Here is a 19,436-nt window from a genome sequence, read left to right on the forward strand (position 1 = left end):
AGATGTCGCGTACGAAACCCTGCTGTCACCTTTCATCCTGTGGCTGAGGCTGCTGTCTTCGTACCATGAGTCCATTGCGGAATACCTGCGAGGACGACAGATGAGCCAACAATTCGACAAGCAACACCCGATCGTGCCCCGTGAAAAGCTGGACTTTGGCTTCGACGAGAGCATCCCGAAGCACTGGTTCGGCGGCGATCCGTTCCGTACGCGTTTCTTCGACGCCATGTCGCTGATCTTCCCGCCTGGCGAGAAGTTCTTCATGGTCACCGTGCGTGACTATCGCGACCAGGTCACCGACCCCAAGCTGTTGCAGGACATCAAGGACTTCAACCGTCAGGAAGCCCAGCACAGCATGGTGCACAACCAGTACAACGAGTTGCTGCGCAAGCAAGGCATGCCCGTGGACGAGTTGATCGGCTGGCTCGACAACCTGCTGTTCACGAAGTACCGCAACCGTTTCAGCCGCAAGTACACCCTGGCCATCACCGGTGCGCTGGAGCACCTGACTGCACTGGGCGCCCACGCCATGTTCGACGAGCGCGACATTCTGGGCGACGCCCACCCCAAGGTGCGGGCCATGTACGCCTGGCACGCCATCGAAGAGGTCGAGCACAAGGGTGTCGCCTACGACGTCATGATCGACTACGCCAAGGTGGACTACGTTCGCCGTGTCACGGCGCTGGTGCACGCCACCGTCATGTTCCCCCGCGTCATCCTGAAGTTTGCCAACCGCATGCTCAAGGAAGACGGCTTCAGCTTCTGGGAGCGCGTCAAGCTCAACATCAACGGCATCCACTGGCTGCTCAAGCCTGGCGGCTTCCTGTGGCCAACCCATAAGCACTACATCCAGTACTACAAGCCGGGCTACCACCCCTGGCAGGAAGCCGATCAACCGGGCTACGAGGAGTGGCTGGCCGGTTTCAACCGCCACCGTGATCCCATCGAGGCGAGCGAAATGGCCCGTGCGGCCATGATGCGGTGAACCCTCGCAGGCACGTCCTGCCATTGTGGTTAGACTTCGGCACACCCTGACTGTGGGTGTGCCGATTTCGTCCATGCGTATCCCTCTGCCACCTCCTGCCGTTCTGGAAGCCATGGGCATCAAGCCCATCCCCTTGTTCATGCTCTCTGCGTGGATCAAGGCGGCCACCAAATGTGGCTTCAACGTTCAGCCCTTGTTCAAAGAAGCCGGTATCAAAATCGACCTGATTCGGCTGGAAGACGCGCGGGTGTCTCCCTTGCAGCTGATCTCGCTGCTGGAGCAGTGCGTGGCGCTCTCGCCGGACCAGTACTTTCCGCTGGTGCTGGGCGACACCTTCGCCTTCGAGTCCCTGCCCGAGTTCGAGACCCTGCTGACCACCAGCCCCAGCCTGCGTGATGCCCTGCGAGCGGCCGATCTGGCTCGCATGATGGTGCTGCCCTGGTTGACGCTGGAAGTGCAAGAGCAGGGCGACGAAGCCAGGGTCTGCGTGGCGTTCGACCTGCCCTTGCAAAAGCTTGTCGCGCACGCCTTGCCCTTGCACCTCGTCATCCACGCCACCTTGGCGTGCATTCGCAAGTTCGGGCGCACCCTGCAGGGCTCTGAAACGGGCTTCATCGGCATCGACCTCAAGGGGCCTCCCGTGCCACACGCAGCCCAGATCGAGGCGTTCTTTGGCGTCCCCGTGAACTTCAACGCCCCCGCCGACGCCCTGAGGTTCGAGCGTCACCTCTTGGACCTGCCCTTGGAAGGTGCCTTTCCGGCATTGCACGAGCAGGCCCAGTTCCTGGCTGAGCAACGCCTGGGCCGTGAGGCTCGGCGTCAGGGTGTGGCGGCCGAGATCGAGGCCCTGTTGCAGCGCGAGCCCGAGTTGCTGGCCTTGGGTGTGGAGGACATGGCCGAGCGCCTGAACCTGCATCCCCGCACCCTTCAGCGTCGCCTGAAGGACGAGAACGACAGCTATCTGGCTGTCCAGGCGCGGATGCGACACCGTCTCGCCTGTCAGTGGCTCAAGCAGGGCCAGCCCTCCATCGACGAGATCAGCTTGCGTCTGGGGTTTTCAGACCGCCGTGCGTTCACCGCCGCTTTCAAACGGTGGGAAGGATTGACGCCCAGCGCCTGGCGAGAGCAGCAACATTGACACCATACGCCCCCTGAATGCAGGGGTATCGTGCGGGTTTTCACGACAACCACATGGGTGCCTGTGGCGTGAAATGATCCTTATCGAGGGTGACCCTTCCTTGTGCACCCCTGGGCGACGGCATAGATTTGAGCTGTCCAGACGCGACTCAGCAGTCTTGAAATGCGCCTGTTTTGATGCCCACTATGCAACGCTCCTTGTCCACATCGTCCGTGCCCGTTCCGTCTCTGGGAAGCTGGCGCCAAGCCGCCTCCGTGTGCGGCTTCACGATCGACCCGGTTTTGCGCGAACTGGGGATCAGTCAGCATGATCCACACGCCCAGTTGCGGGTGTCTCCAATCAACCTCTTCAAAGCTTTCACGCTGTGCGTCGAGCGCGCCCGTGGACATCACTTTCCGTTCGCGTTGGGCGAGAATTTCATGTTCGAGCACTACGCCGAGTTCGATGCGTTCGTGAGCTCCAGCTCCAGCATCCGCGAGTTGCTGGAACTCGCTGGCTGGGCCCGTGAACTGCTGGTGCCCTGGATGTCGTTGCGACTGGATGAGTTCGGCGCCGAGGCCCACCTGCGTGTCGTGATGGATGTCCCGGACATTGATCCCCGGGAGATGTGCCATGTGCGTGAGGTCGTGCTGGCCGCCGTCAATCAGTTGATCAAGCGTGCCACGCGTGGCTCGCACTGGCTGCTGTCCGTGCGCATGGCCATGCCCGCGCCAGCTCATCAGCAGCGCTTTGCCGACCATTTCGGCGTGCCGGTCTTCTTCAACGAAGGGGCCGATGCCCTGGTGATGGATCGCCGCTGGCTGGACATGCCCTTGAACGCCCCCTTGCCCGAAGCACTGAGTCAGGCGCGTCAACGCATTGAGCGTCGCTTGAGCCAGGAAGGGGGCGAGCGCCGCATTGTCGATGAGGTCCGCTGGGCGCTGGAGCGTCGCCCTGAGTTGCTGCGTGAGGGGCTGGAGGCCACAGCCAATGCCCTGGGCCTGCACCCTCGCACGCTGCAGCGCCGCTTGCAAACCGAAGGCGTCAAATACGTGGACATCCAGTCTGAGGCCAAGTGCAATCGCGCTCAGGTGATGCTGCGTCGCCGTGCCATCAGCATGGAGTCCATCAGTGATGAGCTGGGCTTTTCCGATCGCCGGGCCTTCACCTTCGCGTTCAAGCGCTGGACCGGTATGTCGCCCAGTGCTTATCGCAGTCAGCTCGGGGCCGTCAAAGCCTGAATGTAAGGCGCAGGTGCCTTGTGTGCTGACGGTTGACGGGCAGGGCGCTCAGACCCTGCTAGAGTCCGAGCCATGTCCGAACCCTCAGAACTCCAGGGCAAGCACATCGTGCTGGGCCTGACAGGCGGCATCGCCTGCTACAAATCGGCCGAATTCGTGCGCCTTCTCACCAAGGCAGGGGCCACCGTGCAGGTGGTCATGACCGAAGCGGCTGCGTCCTTCATCACGCCGGTAACCATGCAGGCCCTCTCGGGCCGTCCGGTGGTGACCAGCCAGTGGGATGCGCGCGAGCCCAACAACATGGCGCACATCAACCTGGGGCGCGAGGCCGACGCCATCGTGCTGGCCCCGGCCAGTGCCGATTTCATCGCCCGCCTCGTTCAAGGCCGTGCCGACGAACTCCTCAGCCTGACCTGCCTCGCCCGCCCTCGCGAGCGTTGCCCCCTGCTGGTGGCGCCCGCCATGAACCGCGAGATGTGGTCCCACCCGGCCACGCAACGCAATGTCGCGCAACTGCAGGTCGATGGCGCCGTCATCCTGGGCCCCGGCTGTGGTGACCAGGCCTGTGGCGAGGTGGGTGACGGCCGCATGCTCGAGCCCGCCGAGTTGCTGGAAGACCTGATCGCCTTCTTCCAGCCCAAGGTGCTGGCGGGCAAGCGCCTGCTGATCACGGCCGGCCCGACCTTCGAGCCCATCGACCCGGTGCGTGGCATCACCAACCACTCCAGTGGCAAGATGGGTTTTGCCATCGCGCGGGCTGCGCGAGAAGCCGGCGCCGAGGTCACCCTGGTGGCCGGCCCGGTGCACCAGCCCACCCCGCGTGGCGTGCGTCGCCAGAATGTGATGACGGCGCAGCAGATGTTCGATGCCGTGGTGCCCCAGGCGCAGCAGCACGACGTTTTCATCGCCACCGCCGCGGTGGCCGACTGGCGGCCGGCCAATTCAGCCGAGCACAAGATCAAGAAAGAGGGCGGCAAGGACGTGCCGACCTTCGAGCTCACCGAGAACCCCGACATCCTCGCCGCCGTGGCAGGCCTGAGCGACGCCCCTTACTGCGTGGGCTTTGCCGCCGAAAGCGAGCGTCTGCTGGAGCATGCCCGCGCCAAGATGCTGCGCAAGCGCATCCCGCTGATCGTGGGCAACCTCGGACCGGCCACCTTCGGCCGGGACGATAACGCGCTGCTGCTGATCGACGCGACCTCCGATCGCGCTTTACCCCCGGACGGCGGCCGCGCCGACAAACTCACCCTGGCCCGGGCCTTGATGCAAGACATCGCCCAACGACTTCAAGCTGTGAACCCATGACCATCGTTGACATCCGCATCCTTGACACCCGCGTGGCGGACGCCTTGCCAGCTTACGCCACCCCAGGCAGCGCCGGATTGGACTTGCGTGCCTGTGTGGACGCACCAGTGGTGCTGGAGCCTGGCCAGGCGCAGCTGATTCCCACGGGTCTGGCCATGCACCTGGGCGACCCCGGTCTGGCCGCGATGATCCTGCCGCGCTCTGGCTTGGGGCACAAGCATGGCATCGTGCTGGGAAACCTGGTCGGCCTGATCGACTCGGACTACCAGGGGCCGCTGATGGTGAGTTGCTGGAACCGAGGCAGTGAGGCCTTTACCATCCAGCCTTTGGAGCGCATTGCTCAGCTCGTCATCGTGCCCGTCGTTCAAGCCCAGTTCCGCCAGGTGGAGAGCTTCGATGCCAGCGAACGAGGGGAGGGTGGTTTCGGCTCAACCGGCCGAGGCTGACCGGCTGGCATCTGCCCGCGCGCGTGCCCGGCACAGCGCGCAAGAAAATGGCCGCACAAGGCGGCCAGACAAGCAGGGGAATGAGGGTCAGTGCAGTGTTTCGCCAGGCGGGGCAGAGGGTGTGAAGCCCAGCAGGGCCTCTGACACCGAGCCCTGCTCGATTTCCTCTTCGGTTGCGGGGCGCACGTCCAGAACTTTCAGGCTGATGCGCACGGCCAAGCCGGCCAAGGGGTGGTTGCCGTCGAGCACCACGTGGCTGTCGTACACCTCGGTGACGGTGTAGATGGCGTCGGGGTTCAGGTCCGGCGTTTTCGAGCCTTCGGGCGGGCCTTCGAACTGCATGCCTTCGGCGACTTCGGGCGGGAAAATATCGCGCTCTTCGAAGAACACCAGGTCGGCGTCATAGTCGCCGAACGCGTGCTCAGGCTCCAGATGCAGGTGGGCCTCAAAGCCCACGCTCTGGCCCAACAGCGTCTCTTCAACCTTGGGGAGCAGGTCTTCGCCGCCCAACAGGAATTCCATCGGCTCGTTGAGCTCGTCTACCAAGTTGCCTTGGGCATCTTCCAGACGCCACACCAGGCTCACGACACAGGGTGAGGTAATGATCATGCCGCGATCATCTCACGAGGTAGCGGGGGGCGTGCAATCGGCTTGTGCGTCAGCCCTGTGGGGGCGCCTGCCAAGCAGGGTTGTTTTCGTTGAGCGGAATCATCCTCAATAGGTACAGATGGCGCCACAATGCGGGCATGAAATCGACCAAAACCTCTGCATCCGTGACGGCCACGTCGGCCGCACCGGCCGGCCCGCTGCCCGTCGACCAAATCACGCCTTTGCTGGGCGGCATGTCGCCCGAGACCTTCATGCGGAAGTACTGGCAGAAGAAGCCTTTGCTGATCCGCCAGGCGATACCCGGTGTGCGCAGTCCCATCGAGCGCGCCAAGCTGTTTGCCTTGGCGGGGCAGGACGACGTCGAATCGCGCCTGATCGTACGTGAACACGCCACAGGTTCTGCGGTGCAAAAGAAGGCTCGCAGCAAGACAAGCGCTGTGCCGGGGCAATGGCAGTTGACCCACGGCCCCCTGAGCCGACGCAGCCTGCCTCCGGTGGAGCAGCCGGGTTGGACTTTGTTGGTGCAAGGGCTGGACCTGCACGTGCCCGCTGCCTACGACTTGTTGCAGCAGTTCCGCTTTGTGCCCGATGCGCGCCTGGACGACCTGATGATCTCCTACGCCACCGATGGCGGCGGCGTGGGTCCGCATTACGACTCGTACGACGTGTTCTTGCTGCAGGTGCACGGACAGCGCCGTTGGCGCATCGGGCCACTGAAGGATGCCCGCCTGCAGGACGATGTGCCGCTCAAGATCCTGACCCATTTTGTGCCCGAGGAAGAGCACGTGCTGGAGCCCGGCGACATGCTGTACCTGCCGCCTCGCTGGGCGCACGATGGCATTGCCCAAGGTGAGTGCATGACCTGTTCGATCGGTTTCCGCGTGCCGGAGTCCACCGATCTGGGGCGCGAGGTGCTGATTCGCTGGATGGAGGCCATGGACACGGTCGACAAGGCGCGCCTGTACCAAGACCCGAAGCAAACGGCGACGAAGAACCCGGGCCTGATCCCTGAGGCCTTGCAGAAGTTCACCGCCGATGCCGTGGCACGCCTGATCAAGGACGAAGCCGGCCTGCAGTCGGCGTTGGGTGAGATCCTGACGGAGCCCAAACCGCGGGTGTGGTTCCAGCCCGGAGAGCCCCTGCCTGACGGGGTGGGCGTGAAGTTGGACCCGCGTACCCGCATGATGTACGACGGGCAGCGCGTGTTTGCCAACGGTGAATCATGGCGCGCGGGCGGCAAGGATGCGCGGCATTTGCGCGAACTGGCCGATCAGCGCTTCCTGCCGGCTGCATCGGTGGCGAAGGTCAGCGAGGCGGTGCGCGAGTTGTTGAACCAGTGGGCGGAAGATGGGTGGTTGCACCCCTTGGCTTGACGTCTTGAGCGTGCAAAGATCCGAGGCATGAGCGGAAATATCCCGAAGCCGACCGAGGGGCGCGCGGCCAGTGCCGAGCTTCACCCCGTATCAGAGCTGTCTGGCCGAATCGGCAGTTGGCGTGATTTTGCCGATCGCGTCAGTGCGGCCATGGCGATGGCAGCTGCCGAGCCAGGATGCATCACCCTCAGCGATCGTGATTTCACACACTGGCCTCTCGGCCATCGGGAGGTGGTCGAGGCGTTCCAGCAATGGGTTCTAGGGTCGGCCCGGGAGATTCATTGTCAGGTTTTGGCTGCCAACTTCGATGGCTTCGCGCGCAGTCATCCGCGATGGGTCCAGTGGCGCAAAGTCTGGTCGCATCGGGTGTTGTGTCGCCAGGCTCCTGAGGATCTGGCGTCATCGGTACCCACCCTGCTGGTGTTGCATGAGAAATTGGCTTTGCGCGTCATGGAACCCCTGGTAGGCAGGGGCCTGTGGACGCGAGACCCGGCTGTCATCGGCGATTGGTTGTCGGAAGTTGATGTAATTTCGCAACGATCCCACGATGCTTTGCCACCAACCACGCTGGGGCTATAAGGGTTAGCCTGATCCGCCGTATAATTCACAGCTGAATACTGAGCGAAGCCAATGTGTGGCGTCGCACATATTTCCAATATCACCGGTTTTATTGACACTCCATTGAGGATAAAAGCATGAAAAAGTCGCTCCTGCTGGCTTCGCTGATCGCTGCCGTTGCCCTGGCCGCTTGTGGTAAGAAGGAAGAAGCCGCTGTTGAAGCCGCTTCCGCTGCTTCCGAAGTCGCTTCCGAAGTCGCTCCCGCTGTTGAAGCCGCTTCTGAAGTCGCTTCCGCTGCTTCCGAAGGCGCTTCGGCTGTTGTTGAAGCTGCTTCCGAAGTTGCTTCCGCTGCTTCGAACTAATCTTAGTTCAGCCGCAGAAAAACCGCTCTTCGGGGCGGTTTTTTTTCGTCAGTACTTCTCGAAATGGCGTGCTGTTCATGCCCGCCATGAAAAAAACCCGGAGGCTAACTGCCGTCCGGGTTTGCTTTTTTGAGGGGCGCCGTGAGCGACCCAGTGAGCATGATTCAGTTGAGCTCGGTCTGCAACTGCTTGGCAATACGTTTGGCCGTTGCGCTGGTGGCAGGTTTGCCTTGCTCATCCAGAACGCTCACGATGCTGCTGTTGCCCTGACCTTGTACCATCACCTGATAGCGGCTCAGGCTGCCTTCGCTCTTGTCTCCAGCCCCAAACAGGCGTGAGAAGAAACCCGGCTTGGCGGCAGAGGGGTCGTTGGCCGACAGGCGTACCTCAAAGCTGCCTTGACGACGATCACGGTTCTCGACCGTAAAGCCGCTGCGATCAAGGGCAAGCCCCACGCGACGCCAGGTGGTGTCTGCGTCGGCGGCCACCGTCAGGCCGTTGCCTTGTGCATTGAGTTGGGCCAGGCTGGCTGCTGCCACCGTGGGCGCAGGCGCTTGTGCCGATTCACGTTTGAGTGCATCAGCTTCCTCTTGCGTGCTGCCCAGGACGAGCATCAGGCGAGACAGCATTTCCGCTTCAAGACCGGGATCGCTTGGCCGAGCGCGCCAAGTGGTGCGCTCCTTCTTGCTGTCTTCATACTCTTCGCTCATGCCGCGATGACTGATGTAGACCTCAGTGCCATTGGCGGTGCGTTCGATGCGGGTGCGGTACATGTCACGCTCACCGGTGTCGTAGAGCATGTCGAAGACGCGGCCCAGGGTCTCGCGAATCAGGCCATCTTTGGGAACCTTGGCGCGGTTCTCGGCCCAGGTGGTTTCCATCACGCCGATTTCGGGCTGGTTGACGGACAGGCTGAAACCGTTGTCTTCCCAGAACTTGCTGACCTGATTCCACACCTTGTCAGCTGGCTGATCAACCACCAGCCAGCGGCTTTGCCCTTGTCGCTCCAGCTTCACGCCACCCTTGTTGGCGACGGCCACGCTGGCTTGTGAGCTGGCCGCGGCTTCTGCGCGGTTCAGGCTGCTGGCACTGATGGACGAAGAGGAAAGCTGGCTGTAGCGAACCTGACCCGGCAACTGGCTGAGATCGGGGGGGACATCAAGGCGCACGGTTTTCGCACCGCTGGTGCGGTAGTCCACCTTGTCGCCACCCAGGGCGTCGTTGATGGTCGAGCAGCCGGAAACCAGCAGCAGGGACGCCAAGGTGGCGCCCAGAACGAGGGGAGTCGATTGACGAGGTGTATTGGGCATGTGCTTGGAAGTCAGATCCCGACGCCTGCGTGTCGGGAGAGGGTCAGGATCGGAGGGGTTACAGCACCCCGGATTCGTGCAAAGCAGCCTTGACCAGCTCTTGCGATGCAGGAGACAGGGGCGTCAGAGGCAGGCGCAGGGCACCGCCAGCTTTGCCCATGTGAGCCAGGGCCCACTTGACTGGAATCGGGTTGGGTTCAACGAAGAGTTGCTTGTGCAGCGGCAGGAGTTTCATGTGCAACTCGATGGCGCGCTTGGCGTCCTGCGCCATGGCGGCCTTGCACAACTCAGCCATGTCGCGCGGGGCGACGTTGGCGGTGACACTGATGTTGCCGTGGCCGCCCATGGTCATCAGGTGCACGGCTGTAGGGTCGTCTCCTGAGAAGATGGAGAAGCCCTTCGGGGCCTGCTTGATCAGCCAGGCAGCGCGATCGAGGTTACCGGTCGCTTCCTTGATGCCGATGACGCCGGGCAACTGGGCCAGGCGCAAGGCAGTCTCGGGCAGCATGTCGGCGACCGTGCGGCCGGGCACGTTGTAGAGCACCACCGGGATGTCCACAGCTTCGACGATGGCCTTGAAGTGCTGGTAAATGCCTTCCTGGGTCGGCTTGTTGTAGTAAGGCACGACCTGCAAAGTGCAGTCTGCGCCAACCTTCTTGGCGAATTGGCTCAGTTCGATGGCTTCGCGGGTGGAGTTGGCGCCGGCGCCAGCCATGATGGGCACGCGGCCTGCAGCTTGCTCGACCGTAACGCGGATGATCTCGCAGTGCTCCTCCACCGACACGGTCGGGGACTCGCCTGTGGTGCCGACCACGCCGATGCAGTTGGTACCTTCAGCGATGTGCCAGTCGATCAGTTTGCGCAGGGTGTCGTAATCGACGCTGCCGTCTTCAAACAGGGGGGTGATCAGGGCGACGATGCTGCCAAAAATGGGTTTCATGGTGTTTCCTTCTATTTGTTCATTCTAATAGGCTGAAAGCATGGATATCGGCAGCTGGCGAGCTCAGAAGCAACTCCAAAGGCGTCCAGCCAGATCGATGACCAGGTCAGGCGAAAAGTAGAGCGAGAACACCAGGCCGAGCGCCAGTGCGGCGGCGAGGTAGCTCAGCGCGACAAGGGCGCGGCGGGGCGCAGGCATGAGGCTCAGGGCGCAACCGTGCGGGGCACGGGGGCACGGTGTTCGCGGATGGGCAGGTTCAGGGCGCCGGCAATCACGCCGAGGGCAATGGCGAGCCACCAGACCACGTCATAGCTGCCGCTGGCGTCGTAGAGCCGCCCGGCCAGCCACACGCCCATGAAAGAGCCAATCTGATGAGAGAAGAACACGATGCCGCCGAGCATGGAGAGGTGGCGTACACCATGCATTTGTGCGACCACGGCGTTGGTGGGCGGGACCGTGGAGAGCCACAAAGTGCCCATCACGGCCGCAAAAATGCCCACGCTCAGGGGGCTCAGTGGCAGGCTGATGAAAACGATCATCACCAGGGCGCGCGACAGGTAGATGCCTGAGAGGATCCAGTTCTTGCGCAGACGCTGGCCAAGTGCGCCTGCAGCATAGGTGCCAATGACGTTGAAAAGCCCAATGAGCGCCAGGGCGGTTGTGGCCACTTCTGGGCCAAGTTGCTGGTCTTTGAGGTAACTTGGTAGGTGAATGCCGATGAAGGCAACCTGAAAGCCGCAAACAAAGTAACCCGCCGTCAGGAGCAGGAAGTCACGGTGCCCCAAGGCATCGCGCAGGGCCGCCGAGGCCGATTGGGGTGCGGGGCTGCCTTTTTGGGGGGCATCCTGGGGAGACTCTCGCAAGCCGAACGCGATAGGTCCGATCAGCAAGGCCGACAGGGCCAATGCCAGCAGCGCGGCAGACCAGTCCATTCGGTGCAGGAGGGTGCTGGCGAGTGGCACCATGAGGAACTGGCCGAAAGAGCCTGCTGCTGCCGTGATGCCCATGGCCCAGGATCGTTGCTGGGCGCTGATGTTGCGACCAATGATGCCGTAGATGACAGAGTAGGTGCAGCAGGCTTGTGCCAGACCGATGGTCACGCCCGTGGTCAACAAGAAGGGGAGGTGCTCCGTGGTGGTTGCCATGCCGAACAGGCCCAGTGCATACAGGATGCCGCCTGCCCAAAGTACTTTGAATGCACCGCTTCGGTCGGCCCACCAGCCCACAAACGGGCCTGCCGCGCCCCAGACCAAGTTCTGGAGCGCCAGGGCGAGAGAGAAATGCTCGCGGCTCCAGCCATGCGCCTGCGTGATGGGTTGCAACCACAGGCCAAACGCGTGGCGAATGCCCATGGAGAGGGTGACAACGAGGGCTCCGCAGAGCAGGAGTTGCACCAGCGGCAGGGGGCGGGAGGAGGTGGTCATGACAGGCAGGGGAGCGTGGGGCTCAAACCTGCATGTTCATGATATCGGTATACGCCTGAACGAGCTTGTTGCGCACCTGAACGGCTGACTGGAAACCCAGTTGTGCCTTTTGCATCGCGATCATGGTTTCCTCCAGGCTGACGGTGGGGTTGTCAAACTGGACTTCGCGCTGCATGGTGGAGGCAGTTGCTTGCGCCCGGCTGATGGAGTTCAGCGCGCCGGTGAAGGCATTCTGAAAGCTGGGTTTCTCGACTGCGGCAGTGTCTGCCGTGCTCCCGAGGCGTGTGTTGGCCTCGACCCGGCGCGCGACGTCGGCCATGCCAGCTTTGGCGGCGGCCTGAGCGAAGTCGAAGGGTTTGAGTTTGAGGTCCATGATGTGGGGGATGCCAACTGAGGCGTGGTGTCGACCACCACACTTCGCACTGTACTCATGCGTTCGGAGGCTGATGCGCTGAAGAAGTTGACAAATCGGGCGCTGTTTCGGGTACAGGGGGGCTGGGAAGTCTCAATAATCAGCATCAGTCAAGGTGGGTTGAGGTGCCGAGTCGGTTCGGTGCGCAATCCCATGCATCATGTCGCCCCATGGAAGTCTCTGTTGCCAACCCTCAGTCCGTTGCGCCACTGTCACCGAGTCAGGTGATTGAGGCCAACGCGTCCCAGCCGCCCGGCTTTGCTCAGCGGGTGATGGCTTTGCCTGTGCAGCGCAAGCTGATGCTGGGCGGTGGGATTGCCGCCATCGTTGCGATTTTTGTGGCGATGATGTTGTGGGGGCGGGAGGGCGATTACCGCGTGCTGTACACAAACCTGTCCGACAAGGACGGGGGGGCCATCTTGGCCCAGCTGCAGCAGATGCAGGTGCCTTACAAGCATGCGGATGGGGGCGCAGCGATCCTGGTGCCGGCCGACAAGGTGCACGACGTGCGCTTGAAGCTTGCGTCAGCGGGCCTGCCCAAGGGCTCGGTGGTTGGGTTCGAGCTGATGGAGAACCAGAAGTTCGGCACCACACAGTTTCAGGAGCGGCTGAACTTTCAGCGCGGTCTGGAGGGCGAGTTGGTGCGCTCGATCCAGGCTTTGTCGAGTGTGCAGAGTGCCCGGGTGCACCTGGCATTGCCGAACCAGAATGGCTTTTTCCGTGAGCAGCAAAAGCCCTCGGCGTCGGTGGTGCTGACGCTTTTCAGTGGCCGCACCTTGGACCGCGGGCAGATCGCCGGCATCGTGCACCTGGTGTCTTCGAGTGTCCCCGAGATGTCACCCAAGGCCGTGAGCATCGTGGACCAGACGGGTGCGTTGCTGTCGGGGCCGCAGGAGGGGGTAGACCACGCCGGTCTGGATGCACAGCAGCTGCAGTACGTTCGTCAGATTGAGGCCAACTTTGCCCAGCGCATCCGTGACATTCTGGAGCCGGTGGTGGGCAAGGAGAACTTGCGCGCGCAGGTGACGGCCGAGTTGGACTTTTCGCAAACAGAGTCCACGGCTGAGGAGTACAAGCCCAATCAGGGCGCAGACGCGCAGGTCACCGTCCGCAGTCAGCAGACCAGTGAGCAGTCTGGCAGTGCCAGTGCCACGCCCGCAGGCGTGCCGGGCGCAACGACCAATCAGCCACCCGTGCCGGCGACCGCTCCCATCAACGGTGCAGCAGCCCCTCTGCAGGCGGCACAGCCCAACGGCAGTGCCCTGACCAATGGCCGGCGTGAGGCGGTGACGAACTACGAAGTGGACAAGACGGTGAGGGTGACGCGCAGCGCCACGGGCAACATCAAGCGTTTGAATGCCGCGGTGGTGTTGAACCATCGCACGATCACGGATGCCAAAGGCAAGACGACCACGCAACCCATCCCCGATGAGGAATTGGAGAAGCTCACAGCGCTGGTGCGCGAAGCCATTGGTGTGGATGAGCGGCGCGGTGACTCGATCAAGGTGGTGAACACGCCCTTCCAGGTGGTGAAAGAGGAGCCGGTGGACACGCCCCTGTGGCAGCAGCCGGAGACTGTGGACCTGATTCGCACACTGGCCGTGCCTGCAGCACTGACCTTGGCGGCTTTGATTGTGGTGTTCGGGGCGATTCGCCCCGCCATCAAGGCAGCGCAGCCTGTGCCGCCCGAGGGCGCAGAACAGGGTAAGCTCAGCGCTGTCGTCGACGACGTTCAGGAATTGCCTGCCTTGCCCGGAAGTGGCGTGGCGCTGGGGCCTGATGGTCAGGCTCTGGCCGCGCTGGAGCCGCCCGGGGTGGATCGTCGACTGGAATCGGCGCGTGCCCTGGCTCGTGGCAATCCGCAGGCAATGGCACAGGTGGTGCGCGGCTGGATGAACAATTGAGCGAGGACGCGCGCGATGGATGAAAAAGGTGTGGAAGATGCAGCCATCCTGCTGATGTCGATGGGGGAGGAGGAGGCCGCCGAGGTCTTCAAGCATCTGGAACCCAAAGAGGTTCAGCACCTGGGTGAGGCGATTGCTCGCATGCGTTCGGTGACGAAGGAGCGCATCGGCAATGTTCTGGACCGGTTCGCCCAGGAGTCCACCGACATGGGTGTGCTGGTGGCCGACAACGATGAGTACATCAAGGCGGTGTTGCGCAAGGCCTTGGGGGACGACAAGGCAAACCTGCTGATCGATCGCATCATCCAAGGCAGTGACATCACGGGCATCGAGAGCCTGAAGTGGATGGACCCTGGCTCGGTGGCCGAGTTGTTGCGCAATGAGCACCCGCAGATCGTCGCGGCGATCTTGGTGCATTTGGACCCGGATCAGTCATCGTCCGTTCTGAAGTGCTTCCCTGAACGGCAACGCAACGAAGTGATGGTGCGCATTGCCACGCTCGACGGCATTCAGCCTTCCGCGTTGAAGGACCTCAATGAGGTGCTGTCGAAGGTGCTGGCCGGTGGTCAGCAGGTTCGCAAGTCGTCGCTGGGTGGGGTCAAGCCCGCTGCGGAGATCATCAACATGATGGGCTCGAGCATCGAGACTTCGGTGCTGGACTACATCCGTGAAGCCGATGGGGATCTGGCGCAGCGGATCATGGACAACATGTTCACCTTCGATGACCTGATCAAACTGGACGACAAGGGCTTCCAGTCTCTGCTCAAGGAAGTGCAGACCGAGTCGCTCATCATCGCCCTCAAGGGTGCATCGCCCGAGATCCGGGACAAGGTTTTCAAGAACATGTCCAGCCGTGCGGCCGAAACGTTGCGTGAGGATCTGGAGTCGCGTGGCCCGGTGAAGCTGTCCGAGGTTGAGGCCGAGCAGAAGGAATTGCTGAAGATCGTGCGTCGTCTGTCCGATGAGGGGCAGATCGTTCTGGGTGGCGGAGGCGACGATGAGTACGTCTAAGCCGGGACAGCCGGGCGGAGGTGGGCCATCCAACCCTTACGCTCGGTTCATTCCTCGCGAGGAACTGGGCTCTTTTGCCGCTTGGCATCCTGAAACATTCGAGCAACCGGCACCGGCCGCGGCGACCGACGAGGGCGGGGTGCGCAAGCCTACCTTGGCAGAGCGCGCGGCGGCCGAGATCCGCCCTGCCATGAAGTCAGGGCAAGGGGCGCAGGGGGCGGGCAAGCCCAAACAGCCTCCGCCAATGGCCCAAGCCGGTCAGTCGAGTGGCCAAGCGCCACGTCCGCCGAACTGGCGTCCGATTGTGGGAGGTGTGCCGGGGCAGGCTGAAGCCGAAGCCCAGGCGCAGGCTGAAGCTGCAGCCCGCGCGGCTTCGCAGGCGGCGCAGCCAGCTCCGGATGTGGAGGCCATGGTGGAGGCGGCGCGGCAGAGCGGTTATCAGGATGGTTACCGCAACGGTTTGGCCGCGCTGGAGAGCTACAAGCAGGCTCAAGCCGAGCAGATGGCTCACTACATGAACGAGCAGGTCGGTGCATTGGTCGAGTCCATGCAACAGCGCCTGGATGCCCTGGAGCAGCAACTGGCCGGCCGCGTGGCAGGGGTCTCCTTGGAGCTGGCGCGCCAGGTGGTCCGCAGTGAGTTGATTGATCGCCCGGAATTGGTGGTGGACGTGGCCGAGCAAGCGTTGTCGGCGCTGTTGAGTTCGGCTCGCCATATTGTGCTGCGCTTGCATCCGGAGGACCATGCGCTGGTGCACGGTCAGCTGGATGAGCTCTTGCAATCGCGTGGTGCACGCTTGGTGGCAGACACCTCGATCACACGGGGGGGGTGTCTGGTCGACTCCGACATTGCCTTGGTGGATGCCACGGTCGAGTCACGCTGGGAGCGTGCTGCGGGCGCCATGGGGCATCAGGCGCCTTGGCAAGGTGGACATGAGAGTCGCGTGCCGACAGCGCGTCAGCCGAGTCGGCTTGATGAAGGGGTGCGAGGCGAGTGGGATTCACACGCGTCACCCCAGGATGATGCAGGCTCGGTATGAACGCTCGGGCCAAGAGTTCGCTGCTCGATAGCTGGAACCGGTATCTGGATGATCTGGACCGGTGTGCGGCGACGCCCATGCCTTTGGAGAGTCAGGGAAAACTGGTTCGGGTGGCTGGATTGGTTCTGGAGGCCGCAGGTTTGCGTTTGCCGGTGGGGGCCGTCTGTGAGATCCATTCGGAAAGCCGCCTGGAGAAGACGCCCGTGCTGGCCGAGGTGGTGGGCTTTGCCGGTGACCGCGCTTATCTGATGCCCACCGCCGAGGTGCATGGTCTGGCGAGTGGGGCGAGGGTGGTGCCGGTGAGTACCCCTGTGAATCCGCCGGTTTTGGGACGGGTGAACCACCCTTGGCGGCGCAGTGAAGACCGCACGCGCCACATGCCGATTGGTACTGGCCTGCTGGGGCGCGTGGTCAATGCCCAAGGGGAGCCGATGGACCGCAAAGGTCCCCTGCAGGATGTGCGCAGTGAGCCGCTCGTGCGGCGCGCCATCAATGCCATGGACCGGGACCCCGTGCGTCAGTCTCTGGATACGGGGGTGCGTGCGATCAATGCGATGCTCACGGTCGGACGTGGGCAGCGGTTGGGCCTGTTCGCGGGCTCGGGGGTGGGCAAGAGTGTGTTGCTGGGGATGATGGCCCGCTACACCCAGGCCGATGTCATCGTGGTGGGTTTGATTGGGGAGCGTGGCCGCGAGGTCAAGGAGTTCATTGAGGACATCCTGGGTGAGGAGGGGTTGGCCCGCTCCGTGGTGGTGGCTGCACCCGCGGACGCCCCCCCTTTGACGCGGATGCAGGGCGCCAACTATGCGACGGCCATCGCAGAACATTTCCGTGATCAGGGCTTGCATGTGCTGTTGCTGATGGATTCACTCACGCGGTATGCGATGGCACAGCGTGAAATTGCTCTGGCAATCGGCGAGCCTCCCGCCACGAAGGGCTACCCGCCGTCGTGCTTTGCCAAGCTGCCTCAATTGGTGGAGCGCAGCGGCAACGGTTTGAATGGCCACGGTTCGATCACGGCTTTCTATACCGTGCTGTCCGAGGGAGATGACCAGCAAGATCCGATTGCCGATGCTGCCCGCGCCATCCTGGATGGGCACATTGTTTTGTCCCGCGAACTTGCGGAATCCGGACATTTTCCGGCAATTGACATAGAAAGGTCCGCTTCTCGGGTGATGACCAATGTCGCAGAGCCTCAACATATCGACGATGCGCGGAGATTCCGCCAGTTGTGGTCCAAGTACAGCAAAGCCCGTGATCTGATTCAGTTGGGTGCGTATGTGCCTGGTCACGATCACGATCTGGATCTGGCTGTGCGAGCTCACCCTGCAATGGTGAGGATGCTTCAGCAGGGCATGCACACACCGGCATACATGCCTGACAGTGTGGATGCCCTTCACCAGATCGTCGCGCAGTGATAGGCTGAGAAAAGCCCCTGATGGGGGCAGGAGACAGGTTCATGAGTGCCACGCAATCGCTGCTGATCGTGCTGGAGGCCGCAGAGAAGGCCCGCGACGAGGCTGTCGCGGCGCACGAGGCCCGACGCAAGGCCTACGAGGCGGCGCGCCAGCAGGCGCAGTCGCTCGCCGACTGGCGTCGTGATTATCAAAATCGTTGGCAGGCGCAATTTCGTCAGTCTGGCGGCATGGAAATCGTGCGTTGTTACCAAGATTTCATGCAGCGTCTCGGGGATGCCGTGGGGGCACAAGACCAGCAGGTGGCGCAGGCACAGGCCTTGATGGAGCGCAGCCGATTGGAGTTGGTTGAGCGTGAACGTCGCGTGGCTGCGGTATCCAAGCTGATTGACAAGCGTTTGTTGGAGCAACGCGTCCGACAGGATCGGCAAGAGCAGAAGGCAACGGACGAGATGGCCTCGCGTGCCGCGCGCCTTTCCGCCTCGATGCCCGGCGGTGGCAACCCCATGGCCAGCACCGCCCTGTGAGGATCCTGACATGAGCACACCGATCAAGTCATCCACATCCACTGTGTCGTCTCAAGGGGCTGTGTCTGGCGCCGGCGAGATACTGGCCCGTTTGCAGGCTCAGGTGCGTGGCGCAGAGGGGCAGGCAGCCCCCCAGAGTTTCGCCAGTCTGATGAACCAGCAGGGGCAAGCATGGCAGTCGCCGCCAACGCCATCTCAGGCGACAACCCCGAAGGCCGCTCCGCGTCAGGCTGCCTCGCAAGATCCAGCGGCCCGAGCCCAGGCCGCCGCACGTGCCAATGAGCAAGCGCTGGCGCGTGTGCGTCAGCAGGCTTTGGCCACTCAGAAGACCCCTGTGCAGCCTGAATCGGTGCCGAGCGAGCCCGCCAGTACGTCGTCGCCCGTCAAGTCCGAGCGTGGTGGGGAGCGCGGCGCTCGCGCTGGTTCTGTGTCCGACGGGGGTGAGGCACGCGCTGCCAATGAGTCCGAACGTGTGGAGGGGGAAGTCAAAGAAGGGCCCGCGGAGGATGTGAAGCCAGTTGCCGATTCGGTGAGCATGATGGCCTGGCTGGCCGGTTTGCCCGTGGAAGCCAAGCCCGACACTGTGACCGGCGCAGAGGCGCTTGCCGCCGGAGCGGAGGATTTGCCTCAGGACGAGGGGCATGTGACCGAACTGCTGGCCACGGATGCAGACGCGCTGGCTCAGGAGGCGGCAGGGGTGGAGGCAGACCCGGGGTCTGTGGCCCTGGACCTGACACAGTGGCAGCAAACCACCACTTTGGCTGGGTTGCAGTTGGAGGGCTTGTTGGGGCGCGCCGGTTCGGGCGATTTGGGTGCCGAACTTTCTCGCAGCGACGCGACACCCCTGGCAGGTTTGAGTGCCGGGGTGAACGTCCGCCCAGGTGGTTTGCCCTCGGCAGCGCCGGTTCGTCATGAGTCTGCCACCTTGCCCACGCCTTTGGGGCATGCTGATTTCGGCCAAGCCTTGGCCGAGAAGGTCAGCCTGTGGGTGAACACTGCACGCACCGATGGCCCGATGACCGCCGAGTTGCATCTCAACCCAGCGGACATGGGGCCCATTCAGGTGAAGATCGCACTTGAGGGACAATCGGCACAGGTCGATTTCGCTGCTGCGGCAGCTGAAACGAGAAAAGCCATCGAAGCCAGCATGTCTGCGCTGTCGTCGGCCTTGAGCGATGTGGGTCTGAATCTGACGGGCGGTGGGGTCTCATCCCAAACCGCGCAGCAGTCATTTGGGCAACAGTCCGCCCCTTCTGATGGGGCACGTGGCGTGTCTGCCGGATCGTCGGCCTCTGCTGGGGCGGGCGAAGAGGGGGATGGGTCTGGTACGCGTGAGGTGAGAGCCCCGCGTGTCGGGCGACCGGGTGGACTGGACCTCTACGCTTGAGGCGGTGACGCCTCGGTGAAGAATCAGGCGTGTTTCACGTCGCTTATTGATTCTTCACTGGCGCGCTGACT

At 62.8% G+C, this 19,436-nt stretch carries 20 protein-coding genes; 14 read left to right on the forward strand and 6 right to left on the reverse strand.

Translation table 11 applies throughout. From position 1 onward, the window contains the following. Positions 1-100 precede the first annotated feature (100 nt). The 5 genes from WIT60_RS04850 (at position 101) to dut (ending at position 5,094) form a co-directional block, all read left to right on the forward strand. Complete coding sequence (locus WIT60_RS04850) at positions 101-985, forward strand: metal-dependent hydrolase (RefSeq protein ID WP_339582822.1); 885 nt, start codon at positions 101-103, stop codon at positions 983-985. A 73-nt stretch (positions 986-1,058) separates the two neighbouring features. Continuing rightward, entirely contained in the window at positions 1,059-2,123 is a 1,065-nt protein-coding gene (locus tag WIT60_RS04855) for a helix-turn-helix domain-containing protein (protein ID WP_339582823.1), read from the forward strand. 197 nt (positions 2,124-2,320) lie between these two features. Further along, positions 2,321-3,343, forward strand: a complete 1,023-nt coding sequence (locus WIT60_RS04860; RefSeq protein ID WP_339582824.1) for an AraC family transcriptional regulator — start codon at positions 2,321-2,323, stop codon at positions 3,341-3,343. A 72-nt stretch (positions 3,344-3,415) separates the two neighbouring features. Continuing rightward, the gene (coaBC, locus tag WIT60_RS04865) at positions 3,416-4,648 is read left to right on the forward strand and encodes a bifunctional phosphopantothenoylcysteine decarboxylase/phosphopantothenate--cysteine ligase CoaBC (protein ID WP_339582825.1); all 1,233 of its coding nucleotides are present in this window, start codon (positions 3,416-3,418) and stop codon (positions 4,646-4,648) included. Further along, positions 4,645-5,094 carry a dUTP diphosphatase gene (gene dut / locus WIT60_RS04870; protein ID WP_339582826.1) on the forward strand — a complete coding sequence of 150 codons (450 nt, stop codon included), beginning with the start codon at positions 4,645-4,647 and terminating at the stop codon, positions 5,092-5,094. Before coaBC ends, dut begins: the two co-directional genes overlap by 4 nt. A gap of 87 nt (positions 5,095-5,181) precedes the next feature. On the opposite strand, the gene WIT60_RS04875 is transcribed toward dut, so the two are convergent. Further along, positions 5,182-5,703 (reverse strand): FKBP-type peptidyl-prolyl cis-trans isomerase, encoded by a 522-nt coding sequence (locus tag WIT60_RS04875; RefSeq protein ID WP_339582827.1) that lies wholly within the window; start codon positions 5,701-5,703, stop codon positions 5,182-5,184. A gap of 137 nt (positions 5,704-5,840) precedes the next feature. On the opposite strand from WIT60_RS04875, the gene WIT60_RS04880 reads away from it, so the two are divergent. From WIT60_RS04880 to WIT60_RS04890, 3 genes are all read left to right on the forward strand, one after another. Continuing rightward, complete coding sequence (locus WIT60_RS04880) at positions 5,841-7,076, forward strand: JmjC domain-containing protein (protein ID WP_339582828.1); 1,236 nt, start codon at positions 5,841-5,843, stop codon at positions 7,074-7,076. 27 nt (positions 7,077-7,103) lie between these two features. Next, positions 7,104-7,655 carry a hypothetical protein gene (locus tag WIT60_RS04885; protein ID WP_339582829.1) on the forward strand — a complete coding sequence of 184 codons (552 nt, stop codon included), beginning with the start codon at positions 7,104-7,106 and terminating at the stop codon, positions 7,653-7,655. A 116-nt stretch (positions 7,656-7,771) separates the two neighbouring features. Beyond that, complete coding sequence (locus WIT60_RS04890) at positions 7,772-7,996, forward strand: hypothetical protein (protein WP_339582830.1); 225 nt, start codon at positions 7,772-7,774, stop codon at positions 7,994-7,996. Between the two features lie 164 nt (positions 7,997-8,160). Here the strand turns inward: WIT60_RS04890 and bamC are convergent, their stop codons facing one another. The 5 genes from bamC to fliE all read right to left on the reverse strand — a co-directional run bounded on the left by bamC (position 8,161) and on the right by fliE (position 12,043). Continuing rightward, a complete protein-coding gene (gene bamC / locus WIT60_RS04895) occupies positions 8,161-9,306 on the reverse strand; it encodes an NlpB/DapX family lipoprotein (RefSeq protein ID WP_339582831.1) in 1,146 nt (381 codons plus the stop codon). Between the two features lie 58 nt (positions 9,307-9,364). Next, on the reverse strand, positions 9,365-10,246 hold the full coding sequence (dapA, locus tag WIT60_RS04900) for a 4-hydroxy-tetrahydrodipicolinate synthase (protein WP_339582832.1): 882 nt from the start codon (positions 10,244-10,246) through the stop codon (positions 9,365-9,367). A 63-nt stretch (positions 10,247-10,309) separates the two neighbouring features. Continuing rightward, positions 10,310-10,444 (reverse strand): hypothetical protein, encoded by a 135-nt coding sequence (locus tag WIT60_RS04905; protein ID WP_339582833.1) that lies wholly within the window; start codon positions 10,442-10,444, stop codon positions 10,310-10,312. 5 nt (positions 10,445-10,449) lie between these two features. Then, complete coding sequence (locus tag WIT60_RS04910) at positions 10,450-11,670, reverse strand: MFS transporter (protein ID WP_339582834.1); 1,221 nt, start codon at positions 11,668-11,670, stop codon at positions 10,450-10,452. Positions 11,671-11,692: 22 nt separating this feature from the next. Further along, positions 11,693-12,043 carry a flagellar hook-basal body complex protein FliE gene (gene fliE / locus WIT60_RS04915; protein WP_339582835.1) on the reverse strand — a complete coding sequence of 117 codons (351 nt, stop codon included), beginning with the start codon at positions 12,041-12,043 and terminating at the stop codon, positions 11,693-11,695. Between the two features lie 209 nt (positions 12,044-12,252). Here fliE and fliF point away from each other — a divergent pair, with 209 nt between their 5' ends. Genes fliF through WIT60_RS04945 form a run of 6 tightly spaced genes read left to right on the forward strand, consistent with a single transcriptional unit; the run spans position 12,253 to position 19,365 of the window. Next, positions 12,253-13,986, forward strand: coding sequence for a flagellar basal-body MS-ring/collar protein FliF (gene fliF / locus WIT60_RS04920; RefSeq protein WP_339582836.1), 1,734 nt, complete (start codon positions 12,253-12,255; stop codon positions 13,984-13,986). A gap of 15 nt (positions 13,987-14,001) precedes the next feature. Beyond that, the gene (gene fliG / locus WIT60_RS04925; RefSeq protein ID WP_339582837.1) at positions 14,002-14,997 is read left to right on the forward strand and encodes a flagellar motor switch protein FliG; all 996 of its coding nucleotides are present in this window, start codon (positions 14,002-14,004) and stop codon (positions 14,995-14,997) included. Continuing rightward, positions 14,984-16,036, forward strand: a complete 1,053-nt coding sequence (locus WIT60_RS04930) for a FliH/SctL family protein (RefSeq protein ID WP_339582838.1) — start codon at positions 14,984-14,986, stop codon at positions 16,034-16,036. The genes fliG and WIT60_RS04930 overlap by 14 nt, the downstream gene beginning before the upstream one ends. Next, the gene (fliI, locus tag WIT60_RS04935) at positions 16,033-17,454 is read left to right on the forward strand and encodes a flagellar protein export ATPase FliI (RefSeq protein ID WP_339582839.1); all 1,422 of its coding nucleotides are present in this window, start codon (positions 16,033-16,035) and stop codon (positions 17,452-17,454) included. Before WIT60_RS04930 ends, fliI begins: the two co-directional genes overlap by 4 nt. A 41-nt stretch (positions 17,455-17,495) precedes the next feature. Continuing rightward, positions 17,496-17,978 carry a flagellar export protein FliJ gene (gene fliJ, locus WIT60_RS04940; protein WP_339582840.1) on the forward strand — a complete coding sequence of 161 codons (483 nt, stop codon included), beginning with the start codon at positions 17,496-17,498 and terminating at the stop codon, positions 17,976-17,978. 10 nt (positions 17,979-17,988) lie between these two features. Next, positions 17,989-19,365, forward strand: coding sequence for a flagellar hook-length control protein FliK (locus tag WIT60_RS04945; RefSeq protein WP_339582841.1), 1,377 nt, complete (start codon positions 17,989-17,991; stop codon positions 19,363-19,365). The last annotated feature ends 71 nt before the right edge of the window (positions 19,366-19,436 follow it).

The organism is Aquabacterium sp. G14 (genome assembly GCF_037482285.1).
In the GTDB taxonomy this organism is placed as follows: domain Bacteria; phylum Pseudomonadota; class Gammaproteobacteria; order Burkholderiales; family Burkholderiaceae_C; genus Aquabacterium.

Coding starts and splice junctions, on each gene's coding strand:
- WIT60_RS04885 (WP_339582829.1), top strand. CDS start 7,104: ATGAGCGGAAATATCCCGAAGCCGACCGAGGGGCGCGCGGCCAGTGCC.
- coaBC (WP_339582825.1), top strand. CDS start 3,416: ATGTCCGAACCCTCAGAACTCCAGGGCAAGCACATCGTGCTGGGCCTG.
- WIT60_RS04850 (WP_339582822.1), top strand. CDS start 101: ATGAGCCAACAATTCGACAAGCAACACCCGATCGTGCCCCGTGAAAAG.
- WIT60_RS04905 (WP_339582833.1), bottom strand. CDS start 10,444: ATGCCTGCGCCCCGCCGCGCCCTTGTCGCGCTGAGCTACCTCGCCGCC.
- dapA (WP_339582832.1), bottom strand. CDS start 10,246: ATGAAACCCATTTTTGGCAGCATCGTCGCCCTGATCACCCCCCTGTTT.
- dut (WP_339582826.1), top strand. CDS start 4,645: ATGACCATCGTTGACATCCGCATCCTTGACACCCGCGTGGCGGACGCC.
- WIT60_RS04945 (WP_339582841.1), top strand. CDS start 17,989: ATGAGCACACCGATCAAGTCATCCACATCCACTGTGTCGTCTCAAGGG.
- fliF (WP_339582836.1), top strand. CDS start 12,253: ATGGAAGTCTCTGTTGCCAACCCTCAGTCCGTTGCGCCACTGTCACCG.
- WIT60_RS04890 (WP_339582830.1), top strand. CDS start 7,772: ATGAAAAAGTCGCTCCTGCTGGCTTCGCTGATCGCTGCCGTTGCCCTG.
- WIT60_RS04880 (WP_339582828.1), top strand. CDS start 5,841: ATGAAATCGACCAAAACCTCTGCATCCGTGACGGCCACGTCGGCCGCA.
- fliI (WP_339582839.1), top strand. CDS start 16,033: ATGAACGCTCGGGCCAAGAGTTCGCTGCTCGATAGCTGGAACCGGTAT.
- bamC (WP_339582831.1), bottom strand. CDS start 9,306: ATGCCCAATACACCTCGTCAATCGACTCCCCTCGTTCTGGGCGCCACC.
- WIT60_RS04910 (WP_339582834.1), bottom strand. CDS start 11,670: ATGACCACCTCCTCCCGCCCCCTGCCGCTGGTGCAACTCCTGCTCTGC.
- fliG (WP_339582837.1), top strand. CDS start 14,002: ATGGATGAAAAAGGTGTGGAAGATGCAGCCATCCTGCTGATGTCGATG.
- fliE (WP_339582835.1), bottom strand. CDS start 12,043: ATGGACCTCAAACTCAAACCCTTCGACTTCGCTCAGGCCGCCGCCAAA.
- WIT60_RS04930 (WP_339582838.1), top strand. CDS start 14,984: ATGAGTACGTCTAAGCCGGGACAGCCGGGCGGAGGTGGGCCATCCAAC.
- fliJ (WP_339582840.1), top strand. CDS start 17,496: ATGAGTGCCACGCAATCGCTGCTGATCGTGCTGGAGGCCGCAGAGAAG.
- WIT60_RS04875 (WP_339582827.1), bottom strand. CDS start 5,703: ATGATCATTACCTCACCCTGTGTCGTGAGCCTGGTGTGGCGTCTGGAA.
- WIT60_RS04855 (WP_339582823.1), top strand. CDS start 1,059: ATGCGTATCCCTCTGCCACCTCCTGCCGTTCTGGAAGCCATGGGCATC.